The following is a 17821-nucleotide window of genomic DNA, read 5'->3' on the forward strand; positions in this document are numbered from 1 at the left end:
ACGCGTGCTCCAGACGGGCCACCTGCCGCTCGTCCAACCGGCAGGACTCGAACAACTCAGCTGTCGCCCGCGCGGAGCACCTCGCTCAACCGTCGGCGACGGCGTAGCGCCGACTCGACGGGCACCACGACGGCGACCGCCACCAGGAACACGACCGCCACCAGACCGAGCCCCCACCACGGCAGCGCCAGGACCGGATCGGCGCGGGTGAGCAGGTGCAGGGCGAGCGAGCCGAACGTCAGGCGGGCGAGCAGCACCCCGAGTAGCGGACCGCCCACAGCGGCGACCACCACCACCGGCAGCAGTTCTCCCGCGGCGACCCAGTGGGCCTCGCGGGGCCGCAGCCCGAGGGTGCGCAGCCGGGTCAGGGTCTGCCACCGCTCCGGCGCGCCGGCCGCCGCGCCGAGAGCGAGTCCCAGCAGGCCCAGGGCCGGCAGGGTCACGGCCGAGACCCACGCCAACCGCAGCAGCCCCGAGGCCAGCGGCCCATCCGCAGTCCCGTGGCCGACAGCGGCACCAAGGGTGAGCGCGTACGAGGCCAAGGCCGCGGAGGTCACGAGCACCAGCAGTGGTAGCACCCGGGCCGAGGCCGCCGCCGCCCTCGCGGCCCCGAACACCGCCAGCGGCCGCCGCGACCGCAGGAGCCGTTTGAGCACGAAGCGCGTCCCGAGGGGCAGCGCCCGCGCCAGCACGAGCGCGCCTGCGAGCGCGCCGAGGGCTGGCGTGCTCGCGGGCAGCACCCCGCCACCGATTCCACGCTGGTACAGAGCGACGATGGCGCCGGCCGCGGCCGCCAGCGCCCCGGTCTCAAGAGCGGCCCGCCGCAGTCGTACGGTGTTGCGCAGCCACCGCCGCGCACTCCGGTTCGCCGGGACGCGGCGATCCCGGATGGCGCGGGCGGCGGCGAGCGTGCCGAACGCCGGTCCGGCGGCGACGGCGGTGACCACCACGGGAGCCATCCACTCCCAGGAGATCCCCGGCGCGACGGCCCGGGCCAGGCCGAGCCCGGCCGCCGCGGCCAGCAGCGCCATCACGGCGGACTCGAGCAGCAGCTCGCCACCGATCACCGGCAGCGACATCCCTCGCTGCCGGGCGGCGGCCAGGGCAGGGGCGCGGCGGTGTACCAGCAGGTCGGCGGCGAGCAGCAGGACCAGGGCCGCGACGGCGAGCAGGGCGGTGAGCAGGATGGACGCTTGCGCGGACGCGGCGCCCACCTGGGAGCTCACGTCCCGCAACACCCCGTCGAGCCGCGTCTCCCACTTCAGCGAGCCGTCCCGGGCGCCGGAGGAGCCGGAGGCCGCCTTGAGCGCGACCACCTTCGCGGCAATCGAGGGGACCGCGTCCCAGGTGAGCCGGGTGGGGTCGGGCGTGAACCAGACGGTACGCCGCAACTCGTCCTGGCCGAAGGCGAGCCGGGCGTCGGGCAGCGAGTCGCGTGACAGGAGCCCGGCGAACCGGGTGGTGCCCGCGCCGTCCGCGCCGGCGACGGGACCCAGCAGCGCGGGGAGGAGCCGCCAGGCGGGATCGGCGCTGTCACGAGGCCGGAAGATGCCGCTGACCTGGACCGTCTTGACGTTCCCCTGGTCGTCGGCCAGCGGGATGCGGGCGCCGGGACGGAGCTGGAGAGCGGCGGCGTCCGCCTCCGACAGGCCCACCTGCACCGGCCACGGCGGCGCGCCGTAGGGAACCTCCGCCGTCTCGGAGGCGGTGGGCCGGGGCGGGCCGCCCACGATCCAGGTCACGTCGGGCCCGCCGCCGCGGGCCAAATAGGCGAGCTGGAACGTACGCAGCACGCTGCCATCGGTGATCTTGAGGGTGGGGCTGGTGACAGTGGAGACGGGTGGACGCAGGGAGGCGCGCAGGCCGGGGCCGAGTTCGTCCGTCGCCCTGGCTCGGAAGTCGTCGACGTCCTCGGCGAGGCGGGGATGCCGGACGCGGCTGCCGCCCGGCCCGTCGTCGGCTTCCATGCGGGCGTGGACCTGGAGGTCGCTGCCGGTCCTGCGTACCGCGTCCCGTACGGCGGCGTCGGCGGTCGCGGACAACATCGGCGGCATCGCGCCGGCAAGCAGCGTGACGACCGCCACCACGACGGCGGCCAGGAGCAACGGCCCGGCGTCCGCGCGGGCGCGGCCGACGACGCTGGGCCAGTGCGGTGCCGGGATCCTCACGACGCCACCCGCAGGTAGGCGGCATCGGCACGCCGGGCCTGGACGACGACCACCGCGCTCACGGCCAGCGCGCACCCGGCCAGCAGCCCGGCGAGCAGGACGGCCTCGGCAGCCCACGGCCAGACGGGCAGAACCTCGGGAACGGGCGCGGCGCCGGTGTCGGAGCGGACGAGCAGAGGCGCGACGACGTGGGTGGCCAGCGCGCCGACGACCGCGCCCGCCGCGAGCAGCGGCAGCAGGATGCCGACGTGCTGGCCGAGCAGCACGGTACGGATCTCTCGCCGGGTCATCCCCAGACCCCGCAGGCGCGCCACCTCGATCGCGCGGGCCCGCAGATCGAACGTCACGTGCAGGACGATCCCGGCGATCATCATCAGCACCGCGGCCGGTACGAGCAGCCGGAGCACGGCCGGCAGCCCGGCCCGCAGCGGGCCGCCGGTGAGCCGGGCGGTCTCGGACGCGCGCGTGGTGACGCTGCCGAGGCGGAGATCGGCCGCACCGCCTTTGGTGGGATGCCCGACCCACCACGCGTCCACGGGCACGTCGAAGTTGCCGCTGACGGCGAGCGCGCGGGAGAGGGCGTCGAAGTCGGCCAGGATGGCCGCGGCGCCCGGAGCGGACGGTACGGCCGGCAGCACCTCGGCCACGCTGACCTGTACGGGGGTGAGGCCGACGGTGAGGTCGAGCCGGGAGCCGCGCCGGGCGCCCACCTCGTCGGCGATGCGGGCGGAGACGGCGACGGGTACCGGTCCCGGGGCCGGGAAAGCGGTGGCGACCAGGTTCCTGGCGGCGTCCGGCGGGCCCTTCAGCGCGACGGTCGTCGTCATCCTCAGCTCGGTGCCCGCGGAGGTGCCGGTCAGGGCGACGGCCGGATCGCCGAGCTGCCCCGGGGCCGGCCCGGCTGAGGTGGCGGTCCAGGGCAACGCCCCAGAGGCTGTTCCCGGCACGGTGAGCGTCACGGCGACGCGGCTGTCCCCCGCCGGGAAATCCGCCAGGGCATCGGAGTGGCCGGTGCCCACGTTCCCCGTCGCGATCGCGAACGGGAGGGACACCGCGACCAGCCGGAGCCCTTCGGCCGTCGCGCAGTCCGGCAGCGGATGCGCTTTGCCGTCGAGCGGGATGGGTTCACCGGTGCAAGGGTTACGCAGCCCCGTCGCATCCTGGAACAGCAGCCGGGGCGTCACGGTGAGCGGCGTCGTACCGGTCGCGTTCCCAACCAGGGAGAGCCCGGCTCCGGCCGGGACGGGAAGACCGGCGGCGCGGGTCGGCGGCGCGAGGCCGGCGCCCACAGCGTTCCAGGTGCGACCGTCGTTCAGCCGCCCGCGCAGCAGCGCCTCGGCACGAGTGGTGTCCACGGCGATCAGCCGTGGCGGGTCACCGGCGCCACCGAGCCACTGCCCGACCGCGATGCCCCGATCGGTGGCCGGGCTCACCTCTCCCCCGGTGGCCGTGCCGACCACCGCGCCCTGCCCTGCGGTGGGCGGTGCGGTGAGGGTGAGCGCGAGATCGGTGCCGACGGACAGATCGGCCTGGTCCTGCTGGGAACGCTGCCACGTGGCGTCGAACCCGACCCCGTACGTAGCCGCCGCGCAGCCCAGCCCGATCAGCAGTCCCGCCGCGACCGCCTGCGGCCTGCGGGCGGCTTCGAACGCGGCCAGCGGAACCACCAGCCCGCGAGCCCGCCGAGCCAGCCGTTCCACAGCGCGCAACGCGGGCCACACCAGCCGCAACGCCACCGCGGATCCGGCGATGAGCAGCAGCGCGGGAGCGAGCACCCGTACGGCGTCGACGGGAGACCCCGAACCGGTCGGCTGATCGCGCAACTGCCACCAGCCGACGGCGGCGAGCGCCACGAGCAGCAGGTCGGCGCCGGACCGGGCGAGCAGCTCCCGCCGACCGCGGACACCTCCGGAGGAGGTCCGCAGCGAGGGCACGACGAGCACCACCGCCAGCGCCAGCGCACCGCCGACGACGGACAGCACCTGTACGGCGTTCACGCCGGGAGCCATGGCCAGCCCGGCCTCGGCCATGGGCGGCAGCTGGGTCAGCCCGGCGTGCAGGGCGGACGAGGCCGGGATCGCGACCGCGGTGGCGAGCAGGGCGAGCGCGCCGGCCTCGACGAGCGCGGCGACGGCGAGCTGACCGCGGCCGACGCCCAGCGCGGACAGCAGGGCGGTCTCGTCGCTGCGCACACCGGCGCTGAGCCGACCGGCGAGGGCGAGGGCGGTCGTGGTCAGGACGAGGCCGATGGCGGCGACGGCGAGCACGGCGGCCGTGGTGACCCGCTGCTGATCGTGAGCGGCGAGCAGGGTCGAGGGCAACCGGGAGGCGACGCGCTGGATCCGTACCCGGTCGCCGAGCGTCTGCCCCAGTCGGCGGTCGGCGCCGAGCACGGCCCGGGTGACGGTGTCGAGGTCGCGGCCGACGGGGGCGGACAGGTCGGGGTGGGCGGTGATCTCCAGCCGGTCGAGGGTGGAGCCGCCGCCGAGCAGGTCGGCGAGGTCGACGATGAACGGCCCGTACGCGTGAACCGGCTGTGCGGAGCGGCCGTCGCGATAGGCCAGGTCGTACCCCGCGGCGGCGAGGGGGTCACGGTCCCAGCCGGTGCCCGGCGGCGGGCGTACGACGCCGACCACGCTCACCTCGACCCCCTGGTCGGGATCGTCGGCCAACTCCACGCCGAGGCGGATCCGGCTGCCGACATTCAGGCCGAGCTGCCGCGCGGTGCTCTCCAGGACAACGGCCTCCGCCGGCGCGGCACCCGCCCGCGGCAGGCGTCCGGCAGCCAGTTGGGTGCGGGCCGACAGATCCTCCACCCCCGACAGGTACGCCACAGCCGGAACACCGACGCTGGGGAGCGACCGCATCACGGACGACGCGCGCGCGGCCGTCGTCGCCGCGAACGGAGCGAGGGCCGAGGTCAGCACGCCGCGGGTGTCGTCGGCGACGGATCTCGCGTGCTCGCCCCGGATGGTGACGGTGTAGGCGGTGACGTCGATCTGGTCGGAGGTGGCGCGGGAGGCGGCGGTCTCCAGCGCCTCCTCGGCGGTACGGGTGAGCAGGAGGGCGCAGGCCCCCAGCAGCGTGGGGCCGACCACGGCGACGGCCAGGAGGACTGCCAGCAATGGCCATTGCGCACGGGCTCGCCGGGCGACCAGCCTCAGCACGGACAGCACTGACTGATCACGAATCGCCCCGACCGTTCGAGCGCCCGTCGAACTGCCCATCAGGCCGCGTGCCGGAATGCTCGTCGAGACGCCCATCGTTGATGCGGATCACCCGATCCGCCAGCGCGAGCATCGTCGGATCATGCGTGGAGACCAGCGCCGTCACCCCCTCGGACTCCACCACCCCGCGCAGCAGCGCCATCACCGACAGACCGGTCTCGGCGTCCAACTGCCCGGTCGGCTCGTCCGCGATCAGCAGCCGGGGCGAGGCGGCCAGCGCCCGGGCGATCGCCACCCGCTGCTGCTGCCCGCCGGACAGCTCACCGGGAAGCTGTTCGGCGTGGGCGGCCAGTCCGACCAGCTCCAGCAGCAGCGCGACCCGCCGCTCGCGCTCCGCCGACGGTGTGCGGGCCAGCCGGAGCGGGGCGCCCACGTTCTCCGCAGCCGACAACACCGGGATCAGGCCGAAGGTCTGGAAGACGTACGAGACCTTCTCCCGCCGTAGCAGGGACAGGCCGTCCTCGTCGAGGGCGGTGACGTCCGTGCCGTCGACGAGGACCGTACCGGAGTCCGGGCGGTCCAGGCCGCCGATGACGTTGAGCAGCGTGGTCTTGCCGGAGCCGGACCGCCCGACGAGGGCGGTCATGGTGCCGGCCGCGAGCTCGAACGTCACGTCCCGCAACGCGTGCACGGCGGTCGCCCCGCTGCCGTACCGGCGATGAACGCCACGCACCCTGACCAGCGGCCCGCCGTTCATCCGGCCCCGCCGCCGTCGGGACGGATCGCGACGTGATCGGCCTCCAGCACCAGCCGGACCCGTCGCGTCAACGCCAGCGCCTCCCGGTAGTCGCGCGGCACCTGAATCCGCCCCGCCCGGTCCATCACCGCGTACTCCTCGGCGATCACCTGCGGGTCGCCGTCATCTCCGGTGGCGGTACGCCGCAACACTTCGCTGCTCGTGCGCCCGTCGCGAATCGCCACCGTCCGCTCCACCTGCCCACTGACCGCGGGGTCGTGGGTCACGATGACGACGGTGACGCCCAGCCGCCGGTTGATCTCCCGCAACAGCCCGAACACCGCGGCCGACGTGGCGCTGTCCAGCTCCCCGGTCGGCTCATCGGCCAGCAACACCCTGGGCTCGTTGGCCAGGGCCACCGCGATGGCCACCCGCATCTGCTGCCCGCCGGACAGCTGCGCGGGCCGTCGCTCGGCGCACTCGGCGACGCCGAGCAGGTCCAGTAACTCGGCAGTACGGCTGCGGCGTACCCGGCGGGGAGCGCGGGCCGCCGTCATCGGCAGGTCGACCATCTGCCGCGCGGTCAGGTACGGGATGAGGTTGGCGGCCGTCTGTTGGCGTACGAATCCCACGGTGTGCCGCCGATACCGGACCCGATCGGCTCGCGACATGTCCAGCAGATTCCACCGATCGACCCGCACCCGCCCGGCGGTGGGAGCGTCGACCCCGGCCAAGATGGACAACAACGTCGACTTTCCCGACCCGGACGCTCCGACGACGGCCACCATCTCCCCGCTGTCCACGACCAGGTCCAGCCCCTGCAGTGCCTGCACCTCGACCGACCCGGACTGGTAGATCCGCACCAGGCTCTCGCACACGATCAGCGCGTCCCGCCCGAACTCCGGCGCCTTCGCAGGAGGCTGCGGCAGGGACAACGGCGTGATGGACATCCCCCTCCTCAACCGCGGCACCGCTCTGATCTATGGCCAAACTCTATAGTCCACGCAAACCGGACCCCAAGATCCTTTCACACCGCGGATCTCACCGTGCGCTCGCCTCCGTGGAGAACTCCTCGATGCCGAGCACCCGCAGCAGCTCCAGCCGTTCACGGGTATCGGCGTCCGCCGGGGTGAGCACCAGCAGTTGCTGACCTTGGTCGGGAGTGACCACGGTCTCGCAGTCCATCGTCAGTCGGCACACCTGCTGGGGGTCGAAGCTGCCCGCCACGTCGCGCGGCACCCGCACCTCCACCGGGCCGACGTTGGTCACCACAGTCTTGGTGCGGCTGCCGTCGCGGCTGTTCCGCTGTTCTTCCCGGTCAGTCGTGCCGGTCGTAGCCGAGGTGATCGATGATCTCGCCTTCCAGCGGGGGCTCCAGCACCCGCCACCGCGGGTCCGCGGTCACGTCGAGACGGCCGTGCGCGACCACTGCTGATTGGTGCCGGTGTTGCACGGATACTGCTTGAGGATCACGCCGTCCGCGGTCGATGCGGACGGTACGTCCACGCATTTGCTGCTGTGTCGTGCCCGGAGCTGGAAGTAGCTGCCGTTGGCGACCATCTGGAACTGCTGGTTGGTGCCGGTGCCGCAGGTGTACTGGATGAGCTCGGCACCGTCGGCGGTTGAAGCGCTCACCACATCAAGGCACTTTCCGCTGTGGCGGCTGATGATGCGCCAGTAGCCGCTGCCGGCGTCCTGGAACTGCCACTGCTGCCACGCGTTGCCGCCGTACGTGTACTGGCCGACGCGCGCACCGTTGTCGGTGTTCGGTTGCTGGACGTCCATGGCCTTGCCGCTGTGGCGCGCGTTTATCGTGTAGACCGTCGGCGGAGGGGTGGGGCCGCCGATGGTGTCGCCCCAGCCATATCGGATCCGGTCGGCGCCGGAGGCGTTGCGGACGGTCAAGTTGAGATTGGTGCCGCTGCCGCTCAGGGCGTACATCGAGTAGTAGTCGTAGCCGAGGCTTTCGGTCGGCTTGCCGCCGAGAGCGGGCCAGTAGGTGCCGCCCATTTGGTTGTCGCGCATGACCTGGGCCATGGCGCGGATATGGCGCACGAAGTTGTCGGTGCTGTTGGCGTCGCCGTAGTTGAGGCCGGTAGACATCGGCGCGCCGAACTCGGTCGCGACCGCACGGGAGGCGCAGTTACCCAGACGCGTCTGAATGTGGGTTCGGAAGGCGTCGTAGGTCATCGCGCTGTAGAAGAAGGCGTAATGGTGGAAGGACAGCAGCGTGGAGTTGAAGCGGCTGTCGTTGCAGACGTCGCGCAGGTCCTGGCTGTAGCCGGTGCCACCGATGAGCACCCGTCCGGGCACTGCCGAGGTGTGGTAGCTGAGCCAGTTCGCTGCGACGTTGCGCCAGTCCGCCGAGGTGTAGCCGTGCGGCTCGTTCATCGGCTCGAAGTAGACGTTGCTGTTCGAGCCGTACGTGTTGGTCACGCTGGACCACATCGTGTTCCATGCGGCGAGGTTCGTGATCTTGCCGCCGGAGGCGGCGCCGTCCTCCCAATAGGCGAGGATGACCTTGAAGCCACGGGCGGTGGCGGCGTCAATGGCTCCGCGGTAGGCGTTCCACCAGGTCGTGTTGGCCACAGTGTGAGTGTTGATAGGCAGCCGGACGGTGTTGACCCCCATGGTGGAGGCCATGTCGTCGTAGAGGGCGTTGGCCTTGGCCCGTACTGTCGCGTTGCTGTCGGACTGGCTCAGGCCCTGCACGACGAGCGTACCGGTGCTGAAGTTGTCACCTAGCACGGCCCAGTTCATACCTCGGAATTGGCTGGTGGCGGCATTGGCCGGCGGCGCGGGGATGACGAGGCTTGCCACTGCGGCGAGCGCGGTCACCACAAGAGGGACCAGCGACCGGCGCAACGACCGGGTGCTCCGCGACGGTCCTGACGAGTAAGCGTCAGACGCCTTGGTCGGTGTCATGAAATTCCCATCACTAGATCTGACCTGGGTCTGTGAAGATCATGTTGCTGACGTACGTCCGAGCCGCATCGTGCTGCTCCAGGAGCAGGGCCGGCGGCTCCCCGGCCCGGGCCGCACCGATCGCTGTGCGAGGCTCCCTGCCACCGGAGGAATCAGCTGGTGATCCGGAAGGTGGCGTCCGCCCGGCCGGTGGCCGTGCTGATCGGATCCAGGCGAAGCAGGTAGTTGGAATGGCGGATGTACCGGTCAGGGAAGTTGTATGACTGGAACGACGCCGCCGAGGAGTCGGCCAGGCCCGCCACCCGGCGGAAGGTCGCGTCCCCGCGGAACGTGGCGGTGCCGTCATACTTGGCCAGAACGAAGTCGTAGTCGTAGTGCCGCAGGTACCAGCCGGGGAAGTTCGACGACTCCAGCGACACGCCCGCCGGATCGGCCAGGCCCGGCACGATACGCCACTGCGAGTCGGCGAGCGGGCTCACGTTCGGGTCGATACGGACATCGAAGTTGGTGTGTCGCAGGTAGCGGTCGGGGAAGTTGACCGACTGCAGGCGCAGGGTGCCGGCCGAGGCGGGTCCGCCCCACTTGGCCTGCAGCGCGGTGAGCTGCGCCTGGGTGATGCCAATGATCGAACCGTGCCGTTTGCGGTTGGCGCCGAGCGCGTATTCCGAGGCGGCGCGGACGCGGTAGCCGCTGGGAGCGGCGAGATTGGTCGTGGTCAGCGGAAGGTAGCCGCGGCCGGCGGCGTACTGGTCGACCCACAGGCCCCACTCGTCGCGGCCGTTGTACTGGTGCAGGATCGGGCCCTCGACCTGCGCGCCCGTGTAGCCGAGGTGGGAGATGTCGCCGAGCCGGGTCCAGCCGGTGAGGATCTGGTTGCTGCCCTCGATCGTGATCTGACCGTCGCCGGACGCGCGGATGTAGCGGTAGCCGCCAACGCTGCCGGGGATCTCCAGGATCTGCGTGTCGATGATGCCCTGGGTGCCCGGCCGGTCGATGTAGAGTTGCGCGGCGGTGAACGTGCGGAAGTCGCGGGTGCGGGAGTAGTAGATGCGGGCTTTGTCGACGCCGTTCCGCGGCGAGATCGTCGCCCAGTAGACGACGTAGTCGCCGCTCGCCGGGTCGTAGATCGCCTCGGGCGCCCACGCGCAGCCGGCGTCGGGGATGGTCCCGGCGACGTTCACCAGGCGCGGCGCCGACCAGGTGACGAGGTCAGGTGACTCCCATACGACGAGCGAGGTGCTGCCATCGTGCTGGGCGACGTCCCAGCCCTTGCCGGCGGCGATACGCAGGTCGGTGGCGATCAGATAGAACCGGTCGCCGGACGGCGCACGGACGATGGCGGGGTCGCGGACGCCGAGTTCGCCGATGCTGGAGGTAAGCACCGGCAACGAACTGTTGAGATCGGTCCAGTGCAGGCCGTCGGTGCTGGTGGCGAAGTAGATCTGCTCGCCGTTGGCGCTCTCGCCGGTGAAGTGCGCCATCAGATAGGCGGTGTAGGGGGCGGCGGCCTTGGCGGGGCGTTCGAGAACGGTGAGGCCGAGGGCGAGCAGCAGGGCGCCGGCCAGGCCGATCAGCGCCGTTCGCCGTAAGAGGTGTGTCATGGTCGCTCCGAAGGTGCGGTGGGGTCAGGAGGAGGTGCGGGTCCACTGCTGGTCAGTGCGGCTGCCGCAGGTGTACTGCTGGATGTCGGCTCCGTCGGCGGTCGAGGCGCCGGACACGTTCTGGCATTTGCCGCTGTGCCGGGCCGTGGTCCGGTACGACGGCGTGGCGCCTGAGCCCGTGATCAGGCCGATGGCGCTGCGAGTGCCGGCTCAGCCTCATGCTCGTCGCGGACGGGAACGTGATCGGCAGCCGCACGTACTGCGAGCCGTTCACGCGGCCGCCCCGCGCGCGCCCGCCGGTCGCCCATGTAGAGACTTGTCGTCGAGGTGCCCTGCACCGGCAGGATGTAGGCGGGCGCGTCGCCTACGTTGGTCCACCCGGTCCACGGGCCGGAGACGCCGGCGGACGTGGCGTACCTCGCTTGATCGGGGCTCCATCCGGTGGCCGCGCCGGAGCCGACCACCAGGTGGAGGGCGTAGCCGTCGCCGGACTGGTTCGGACGCTGAGGCCGGCGGTGCGGCCGTGCCGACGGCGACCGAGCTCAACAGGGACACGGGACCACCCTCCGGAATCCGCGGCAGAAACATTTGTTAGCGTTAACAAAAAGCTGTGAATCCCACCAAGAGCCTGAGAAAGGATCCCCCTGTGGGAATTGGGGCGACCGGATTGCGCGCGACGTTTGAGGCGTCTTGCCGCAGAGCGTTTACGCAACCATCTGACTTGTCAAGAGGCGGCCGAGAAAAGGGGGAATACGCTTTCCGTGCGCCGGCGCTTTGCCGTCGGCATTGATCACCTGTCACCCACATCGACGTATCGCTCAGCCACGCTTATAACAGGGACGATAGGGGGACAGAGACCAGCAGATAAACATCCGCTGCTTCTCGCGGCGATCCTCTCGCCCCGTTTACAGCGCAGGCTCAGGGCGATCGGTTGCGCACCGTCTGCGCGCTGACCACGACGGACAAGACGCAGGCCGCCGAAGGGATCGACGGGCCTGTCCGGGTTCGGCTGTTCGGCCGTTCAGGTAGCGGCGTCTCCGACTTGGTTCGGCAGGGTGATGAGCCGCATGCCGCGAGCGCGCCAGCCTGTGTCTTCTTCACAGTGGACGCCCTCACGCTGCGCCGGTTGTATGTCTTTTCCGTGGAGCGCTGGGAGTCCGGCGACACGGGCGAAAGCCGCTGCGCGTCTGGTCCGCGCGATGGGGGTGACGTTCACCCCGGAGCAAACGGAGCAAACGGAGCAAACGGAGCAAACGGTCGGATGAAGGTCATGGTCGACTCAGTGCGGCGGTGGCCGTCGAACGCCGCGATGGCGGGCAGTTCCTGACCCATCCCGGCCAGGTCGGTCAGGTAGACGTGCCGGCCGGAGGCCGGACGGCGCGGGTCCGCGTGTTCGCCCGGGCGGCGGCCGACCTGATGGCCGGTCAGCCCATCGAGATGAGGATGGGCGCGACGTATCGCCCGCGGTCGCCCGGGTGGCGGTGGGCGCCGTAGACCATCGTCGGCAGGGCCGCGGGTCCTTCGGTGGGCCCCAGCCCAGTGAGCCACGGGCGCAGGCCCGGGTAGGCGTCCAGCAGGTCGATCCGCACGTCGCGGTCGGCGCCGTGGGCGGCGGCCAGGATGAGCTCGCGGGCGGCTTCCTCCGAGGGCGCGACGACGGGGCCGATGACACGGTGGGGGCCGGCGTTCCAGGCCACGGCGAAGCCGCCGTCGGTGACGATCGTGCGCTCGGCCGTGGCCAGCAGGGCGGTCAGCGCCTTGCTCCGGTCGGCCCCGGTGACCTCGGCGTCCAAGTCGAGGAGCGCGGCGTGGTCGTCCGGTGTCGCCACACGGACTCCGGACGACCCCGCCGCCCCCTCCATCGGGCCCATAGTGATCGTCAGGCTGCCCGTGGGCCGAAAGCCCAGCCGCTCGTAGACGGGGCGCCCGAACCGGGTCGCGGTCAGCTCCACGATGCGGTCGCCGGCGGCCTCCAGGGCGTGCTCCATCAGCCGCGTGCCGAGCCCCTGCCTGCCGTACCTGCTGGCGACCAACATCATGCCGACGTCGGCCAGCGAGTCGCCGTAGCGGGTCACCACGACGCATCCGGCCAGGCCGTCGCCGTCGGCCGCGTCGACGGCGTAGACCTCACCCGTCTCGAACATCAGCCGCCATTTGGCCTCGTCGGTGGACCACTCGCGATCGCTTTCGAGCCGCTGGCACAGGGGCAGTTCCTCGGGACCGAGAAGTCGAATATCACTCACAGGCGAGAACCTACTCTGCCGGCCACCCCGGCACAGCCCCGGAGTACCAGAGCCTGTACAGAGTCGAGATCACAGGGATGGCCTGCGCTCCGGTCTGCGGTTCTGGCAGGCCCTCGCCATGGCGCGCCAAGACCTCACCGACGAGGGGTGGTCCATGATCGAGCCTCACTCGGTAACCGCGAGAACGGCCCGATCGGCCCAAGCCCGGCGTCGGCGGGCGTACGTACTTACAACCTGTCTACAGGTGCGGTCCGAGCAGGCTCAGGTCGGCGGGCGAGAGCCGGTCGGAAGCGGTCGCCGCCTGATGCCAGTACGGGTAGAGCAGCGGCTGGCGGCTGACCTCGTCCAGCCGGGCGCGCTGCTCGGCCGTCAGCTTCAGGTCGGCGGCGGCCAGGTTGTCGGCCAGTTGCTCGCTGGTGCGCGCGCCCACCACCAGCGACGTGATCGCGGGCCGCCCCAGCAACCAGGCCAGCGCCACCTGCGCCGCCGACACCCCGTGCTCCCCGGCGATGTCGACCAGCACCTCGACGGTGTCGTACAACTGCTCTTGATCGCGTACGGGAGGCTCGTTCCACTCGGTGAGCTGGCGGCCCTCGGAAGGCTGGGCGTCCCGGCGGTAGCGGCCGGACAGCAGGCCGCCGGCCAGCGGGCTCCACACCAGCACGCCGAGGCCCTGGTCGATCGCGGCCGGGATCAGCTCGTACTCGGAGTCGCGGGCCTGGAGGGAGTAGTAGATCTGCTGGCTGACGAAGCGCGGCAGGCCGAGCCTGTCGGCGGCGCCCAGGGCCTTCATGAGCTGCCAGCCGGTGTAGTTGGAGACGCCGACGTACCGGACCTTGCCGGCGGTCACCAGGTGATCGAGCGCCGCCAGGGTCTCCTCGACGGGGGTGCGGCCGTCCCATTCGTGCACCTGGTACAGGTCGATGTGGTCGGTACCCAGGCGGCGCAGGCTCGCCTCCGCCCCGGTGATGACGTGGTGGCGCGACAGCCCGGCGTCGTTGGGACCGTCACCCATCGGCATGCGTACCTTGGTGGCCAGCAGCAGGTCGTCACGGCGGCCCTGGATCGCCTTGCCGACGATCTCCTCAGACAGGCCGGTGGAGTACACGTCGGCGGTGTCGATGAGATTGACACCGGCGTCCACGCACATGTCGATCTGCTTGCGCGCCTCCTCCACCCCGGTGTCGCCGACGTAGGCGAACTTGCCCCCGCCGCCGAACGTCATCGTGCCCATGGTGAGCACCGATACCCGCAGCCCCGATCGTCCCAGCTCGCGATATTCCATCCCGTCATCATTCCAATCGGCGAGCGGCACCGCCAGGACGCCCGCCCCCGTTCCGTGACCTGGAGCCCCCACACTGATCGCCGGCTAGAGCCGGTGGTTTCGTCTTCGCGGGCGCCCCAGGCGTACTGGGTGCGGCACGGATGGTCGACGACCTGTCCGCCTCACTGCTGACCAAGCGTTTCCACCGCGAGATCGCGGGTGGCAAGGCAGCCGGAGATGCGCTTCGCCGGGCAGCAAGGCCGGGATCGGCGCTGCGTGGAACGCAGCCACATCGACCGCGATGAGAACGCCGTCGTCGTCATCAACAAGCGCGACACCGTCCGCGTCCCGCCGCGATGGTCGCCATCCTGCTCCTCAGGCCAGGCACACGCATCGCTTACGGCGCCGTACAACTCCTCGGCGACTCCAGCACCGCGGTGTGCTGGGTCGGCGAACAAGGGGGCCGCCTGTACGCCGCCAGCCAGCCTCGGCCCCAGCCGTGGCGCAGGGCTGCTCCATCGCCAGGCCTGGCTTGTCACCCGCCCCGAGGAACGCCTCGCCATCGCCCGCGCCATGTGCGGCATGCGGTTCCCCGGCGAAGACGTCACCATGACCATGCGACAACTCCGCGGACGAGAAGGGGCCCGCGTTCGCAAGCAATATCAGCAGCACTCCGACGCACCGGGGTCGCCTGGACCGGCCGTGCCTACCGGGCCGGCGATCCCTTCGCCGCCGGCGACCACCTCAACCGCCTGCTGTCGGCCGCCAACACCGCCTTGTACGGCATCTGCCACGCCGTCATCATCGGCCTCGGCGCCGGCCATCACAGCCGATGGGGGATGGTGAGCCGCAGGTGTGACCCGCTCAGCCGCGCCTCGTCGATCTCCCTGCCGGTGAGCCGTCCGACCAGGGTCAATGCCGAGGTGACGCAGGTGGCCAGGGACGGATGGTAGCCGTTCAGCGACCATTCATAAAAGCCGCCGAACGCCTCCGGCAACGGCTGCTCCGTTCTCCTCCGTCCAAGCCGACCATTCCTCGAAGGCCGGCCATTCCGGCGGAAGCTCCGGATCCGTCATCCAGCTCGTGTCGTCGATATCGAACATCGGGCCCTCCGCCAGCGGGTCGAGCGCGGCCGGGGCCCTGCCGGACCGCTCACCGGGAACGGTGACGCTGAACCTGGTGGTGTGGTAGCCGTCCGAGACGTACGTGAGACCACGCACGCCGTTCAGCCCCCTGTCCGGTGCCAAAACTCGCTCGTAGCACTGGCCTGCGGTTTCGCACGTCGTCAAGCAGCTCTGCGATACTCATGGATCAGGCCGCAGACGGCGCTTCGTCGCTCTATTCGAGCTGTGAGATCGACCACCTCGGCTGGATCGTGAAGGGGCTGACGTAGTGACAGCGCCGGATGCGGACGGTGCGCGTTGTAGTGGCGCTCGTACTCGGCCATGACCTGTCGCAGGTGCCGCTCACCGTGGACCAGAAGGTGATCGAGGCATTCGCGCCGAAGAGTGCCGACAAACCGCTCGGCGAACGCGTTCGCCCGCGGCGAGCGCGGCGGAATCTTGAGGGCGTGCACGTCCGCGCCGGCAAGCACCTCGTCAAATCCTCCGCCGAACTTGCCATCCCTGTTCCGGATCAGGAACCGGAACCCGTCGGCTCGTTCGCCCAGTTCCCATCACCAGATTGCGCGCCTGCTGTGCCGTCCAGGCACCCGTCGGATGAGCTGTGACACCGAGGATACGCACGCGCCGCGTTTCGATCTCCATGACGAACAATACGTACAGGCGTTTGAGGAACACCGTATCGACGTGGAGAAAGTCACACGCCAGGATGCCGGAAGCGTGAGAGCTGAGGAACTGGCGCCAGGTCGGTGAAGCCCGGCGCGGCGCGGGCCCAAACCCTGCCGCCGCCAGGACCCGGCGGACCGGCCCCTCCCCCACCCGGTATCCAAGACCGAGGAGTTCCCCCCTGGATGCGTCGATGCCCCCAACATGATTTCTCCCGTGCCAACCGGACGATCAGATCGCGGATCTCTTCGGATATTGGGGGTCGGCCCTGCTCGGCGGGGTAGATAGATCCACCTCTTCTTGACCAGCCTGCGGTGCCAGGCGAGCAGGGCGACGCAGCACCGCGACCTCATGCCGCAACACCAAGATCTCCATCTCTTTGGCAGCGCTGCCCCGAGTGAGCAGCACAGCCAGCCAAACACCCTGACCACCAGCAGATACAGGAGCCGAAACAGCGCGAGAGCCAAGCCTAGAAGACCAGGTCAGAGCCCTCTACATCAGTTCTGGCAACCGGACACGTGCTCAGCGCAACGGCGCTGAGCAGCGGACGGATGTGCTGCGTACCAGGTCTCGGTACTTGTCGTGGTCGTACGGTTAGCACTTTGCCGCCGGCTCGTCCTTGGCTCACTTCGGACGAGCCGGTCTGCGACTCCCTTGTCACGGTCGAGTCCACGCTGACCAGGTCAAGATCTGCCTGCGCAGCTTGGCTGGATCACGGGTCCAGCCGAGATACGGGAAAAACCGGCCATGAGTCGATCTTGATGCTCGTTTCCGCAGGCAGGCGTATGGGTTAGCGGTCGACCGTGATCAGTTTGAGGGCGTCTTCCTTGTCCTTGTCGGAGGGCAAGCTGTAGCGGCGGGTGGTCTCCAGGCGGGCGTGGCCAAGGATCTCGGCGACCAGGACGAGGTCGGTCCTGCCGCGGACCAGGGTGGTGGCGAGCGTATGGCGAAGGACGTGCGCGGTGGTGGGGTCGTCCAGGCCGGCCGTGTGGGCGATCTCGGCGATGATGCCAGCGGCGGCGCGGGCGGTCAGCCGGCCGCCCTTGAAGTTGAGGAACAAGGCGCGGTTGTCGTCGGCGTGGGGCCAGTTGGGGCGCTCGTCGAGCCAGAGTTGCAGCTCGTGACGAAGTTTGGGGTGAATGTCGACTTCGCGGAACTTGCCGCCCTTGCCGTACAGGCGCAGCCTGCCCTTGCGGGCCGACAGCCGCACGTCGTCGACGTCGAGGCGGACGACTTCGCTGATGCGGGCGCCAGCGTAGTAGGGGATCAACGCGATGCAGCGGTCGCGGGGGGACAGGTGTGCCTCGACGGCGCGCAGCCAGCGGATGCGGGCGCGTTCCTCCAGCGCGCGAGGCGCGCTCTTGGGGAGGTCTTCGCGGGTGACGCTGGCCTTGCCCAGGCCCAGGCGGGTGTAGAAGTCGTCCAGCGCGGTGAGGGCGGAGTTGACGTAGACGCGACTGCGCTTGGCGGGGCCATCGCGTAGCAGCCACATCCGGTAGTCGCGAACGGCCCAGTCGCGAGCCCGGGAGTGGGCGAGGGGATCCGCCGTGTAGCTGGCTGCGTGGTCGGCCAGCCAGGCCAGGAACATGCGCACCCGGGAACGGTAGGTGCGCCGGGTCTCGGCCGACAGCGGTGCGTGCTCGAGCGCGGCGGCATACTCGCCCAGGACGGTGTCGTAGGCGGGCGGGAGCCGGGTGGGGCGGGCGCCCGCACCGCGCTTCGTAATCTCGGAACCGGATCCAGGTTCCTGAGGCAACCCAGGTTGCGCAATCTCGGAAGTCACCGTGGGAGTCTACTTCCGAGATTGCGCCAATCTCGGAAGTACGGCGAATCTGGCTTGGCGAAGATCGCTCTCTGTGAGGAAGAAGCGACAAACATGCATCTATCACCATATTTCACCCTCAGGTAACATCAGGTCGCTTTACTTCTT

At 70.5% G+C, this 17821-nt stretch carries 14 protein-coding genes and 1 pseudogene; 2 read left to right on the forward strand and 13 right to left on the reverse strand.

Features of this window, described 5'->3' with window-relative positions; genetic code table 11:
• Nucleotides 1-56 precede the first annotated feature (56 nt).
• The 8 genes from ACIBI9_RS64020 to ACIBI9_RS64055 all read right to left on the reverse strand — a co-directional run bounded on the left by ACIBI9_RS64020 (nt 57) and on the right by ACIBI9_RS64055 (nt 10789).
• Nucleotides 57-2168: a hypothetical protein gene (locus tag ACIBI9_RS64020; protein ID WP_397238299.1), complete on the reverse strand. Its 2112-nt coding sequence runs from the start codon at nt 2166-2168 to the stop codon at nt 57-59.
• Nucleotides 2165-5293 (reverse strand): FtsX-like permease family protein, encoded by a 3129-nt coding sequence (locus tag ACIBI9_RS64025; protein WP_397238301.1) that lies wholly within the window; start codon nt 5291-5293, stop codon nt 2165-2167. The genes ACIBI9_RS64020 and ACIBI9_RS64025 overlap by 4 nt, the downstream gene beginning before the upstream one ends.
• Nucleotides 5294-5351: 58 nt before the next feature.
• Nucleotides 5352-6068 carry an ABC transporter ATP-binding protein gene (locus ACIBI9_RS64030; RefSeq protein ID WP_397238303.1) on the reverse strand — a complete coding sequence of 239 codons (717 nt, stop codon included), beginning with the start codon at nt 6066-6068 and terminating at the stop codon, nt 5352-5354.
• A gap of 20 nt (nt 6069-6088) precedes the next feature.
• Nucleotides 6089-7021, reverse strand: a complete 933-nt coding sequence (locus ACIBI9_RS64035) for an ABC transporter ATP-binding protein (RefSeq protein WP_397238305.1) — start codon at nt 7019-7021, stop codon at nt 6089-6091.
• Nucleotides 7022-7112: 91 nt separating this feature from the next.
• On the reverse strand, nt 7113-7418 hold the full coding sequence (locus tag ACIBI9_RS64040; protein WP_397238327.1) for a transposase: 306 nt from the start codon (nt 7416-7418) through the stop codon (nt 7113-7115).
• Nucleotides 7419-7472: 54 nt separating this feature from the next.
• Complete coding sequence (locus ACIBI9_RS64045; protein WP_397238307.1) at nt 7473-8909, reverse strand: RICIN domain-containing protein; 1437 nt, start codon at nt 8907-8909, stop codon at nt 7473-7475.
• Between the two features lie 239 nt (nt 8910-9148).
• On the reverse strand, nt 9149-10597 hold the full coding sequence (locus ACIBI9_RS64050) for a glycoside hydrolase family 43 protein (RefSeq protein ID WP_397238309.1): 1449 nt from the start codon (nt 10595-10597) through the stop codon (nt 9149-9151).
• A gap of 24 nt (nt 10598-10621) precedes the next feature.
• Nucleotides 10622-10789, reverse strand: coding sequence for an RICIN domain-containing protein (locus ACIBI9_RS64055; RefSeq protein WP_397238329.1), 168 nt, complete (start codon nt 10787-10789; stop codon nt 10622-10624).
• 739 nt (nt 10790-11528) lie between these two features.
• On the opposite strand from ACIBI9_RS64055, the gene ACIBI9_RS64060 reads away from it, so the two are divergent.
• Entirely contained in the window at nt 11529-11924 is a 396-nt protein-coding gene (locus tag ACIBI9_RS64060) for a hypothetical protein (protein ID WP_397238311.1), read from the forward strand.
• Nucleotides 11925-12021: 97 nt separating this feature from the next.
• On the opposite strand, the gene ACIBI9_RS64065 is transcribed toward ACIBI9_RS64060, so the two are convergent.
• Together ACIBI9_RS64065 and ACIBI9_RS64070 are read right to left on the reverse strand one after the other, a co-directional pair.
• A complete protein-coding gene (locus ACIBI9_RS64065; protein ID WP_397238313.1) occupies nt 12022-12840 on the reverse strand; it encodes a GNAT family N-acetyltransferase in 819 nt (272 codons plus the stop codon).
• Between the two features lie 238 nt (nt 12841-13078).
• Nucleotides 13079-14125, reverse strand: a complete 1047-nt coding sequence (locus ACIBI9_RS64070; RefSeq protein WP_397238315.1) for an aldo/keto reductase — start codon at nt 14123-14125, stop codon at nt 13079-13081.
• A 104-nt stretch (nt 14126-14229) separates the two neighbouring features.
• Between ACIBI9_RS64070 and ACIBI9_RS64075 the strand changes: the two are divergent.
• Nucleotides 14230-14409: pseudogene (locus tag ACIBI9_RS64075) on the forward strand (CHAT domain-containing protein); the annotation flags it as partial.
• 518 nt (nt 14410-14927) lie between these two features.
• Here ACIBI9_RS64075 and ACIBI9_RS64080 read toward each other — a convergent pair.
• The 3 genes from ACIBI9_RS64080 to ACIBI9_RS64090 form a co-directional block, all read right to left on the reverse strand.
• Nucleotides 14928-15101 carry a hypothetical protein gene (locus ACIBI9_RS64080; protein ID WP_397238317.1) on the reverse strand — a complete coding sequence of 58 codons (174 nt, stop codon included), beginning with the start codon at nt 15099-15101 and terminating at the stop codon, nt 14928-14930.
• Nucleotides 15102-15389: 288 nt separating this feature from the next.
• Nucleotides 15390-15698, reverse strand: coding sequence for an integrase core domain-containing protein (locus ACIBI9_RS64085; RefSeq protein WP_397238319.1), 309 nt, complete (start codon nt 15696-15698; stop codon nt 15390-15392).
• Between the two features lie 983 nt (nt 15699-16681).
• Nucleotides 16682-17674, reverse strand: a complete 993-nt coding sequence (locus tag ACIBI9_RS64090) for a tyrosine-type recombinase/integrase (protein ID WP_397238321.1) — start codon at nt 17672-17674, stop codon at nt 16682-16684.
• Nucleotides 17675-17821 lie beyond the last annotated feature (147 nt).

This window comes from Nonomuraea sp. NPDC050451, assembly GCF_044458585.1.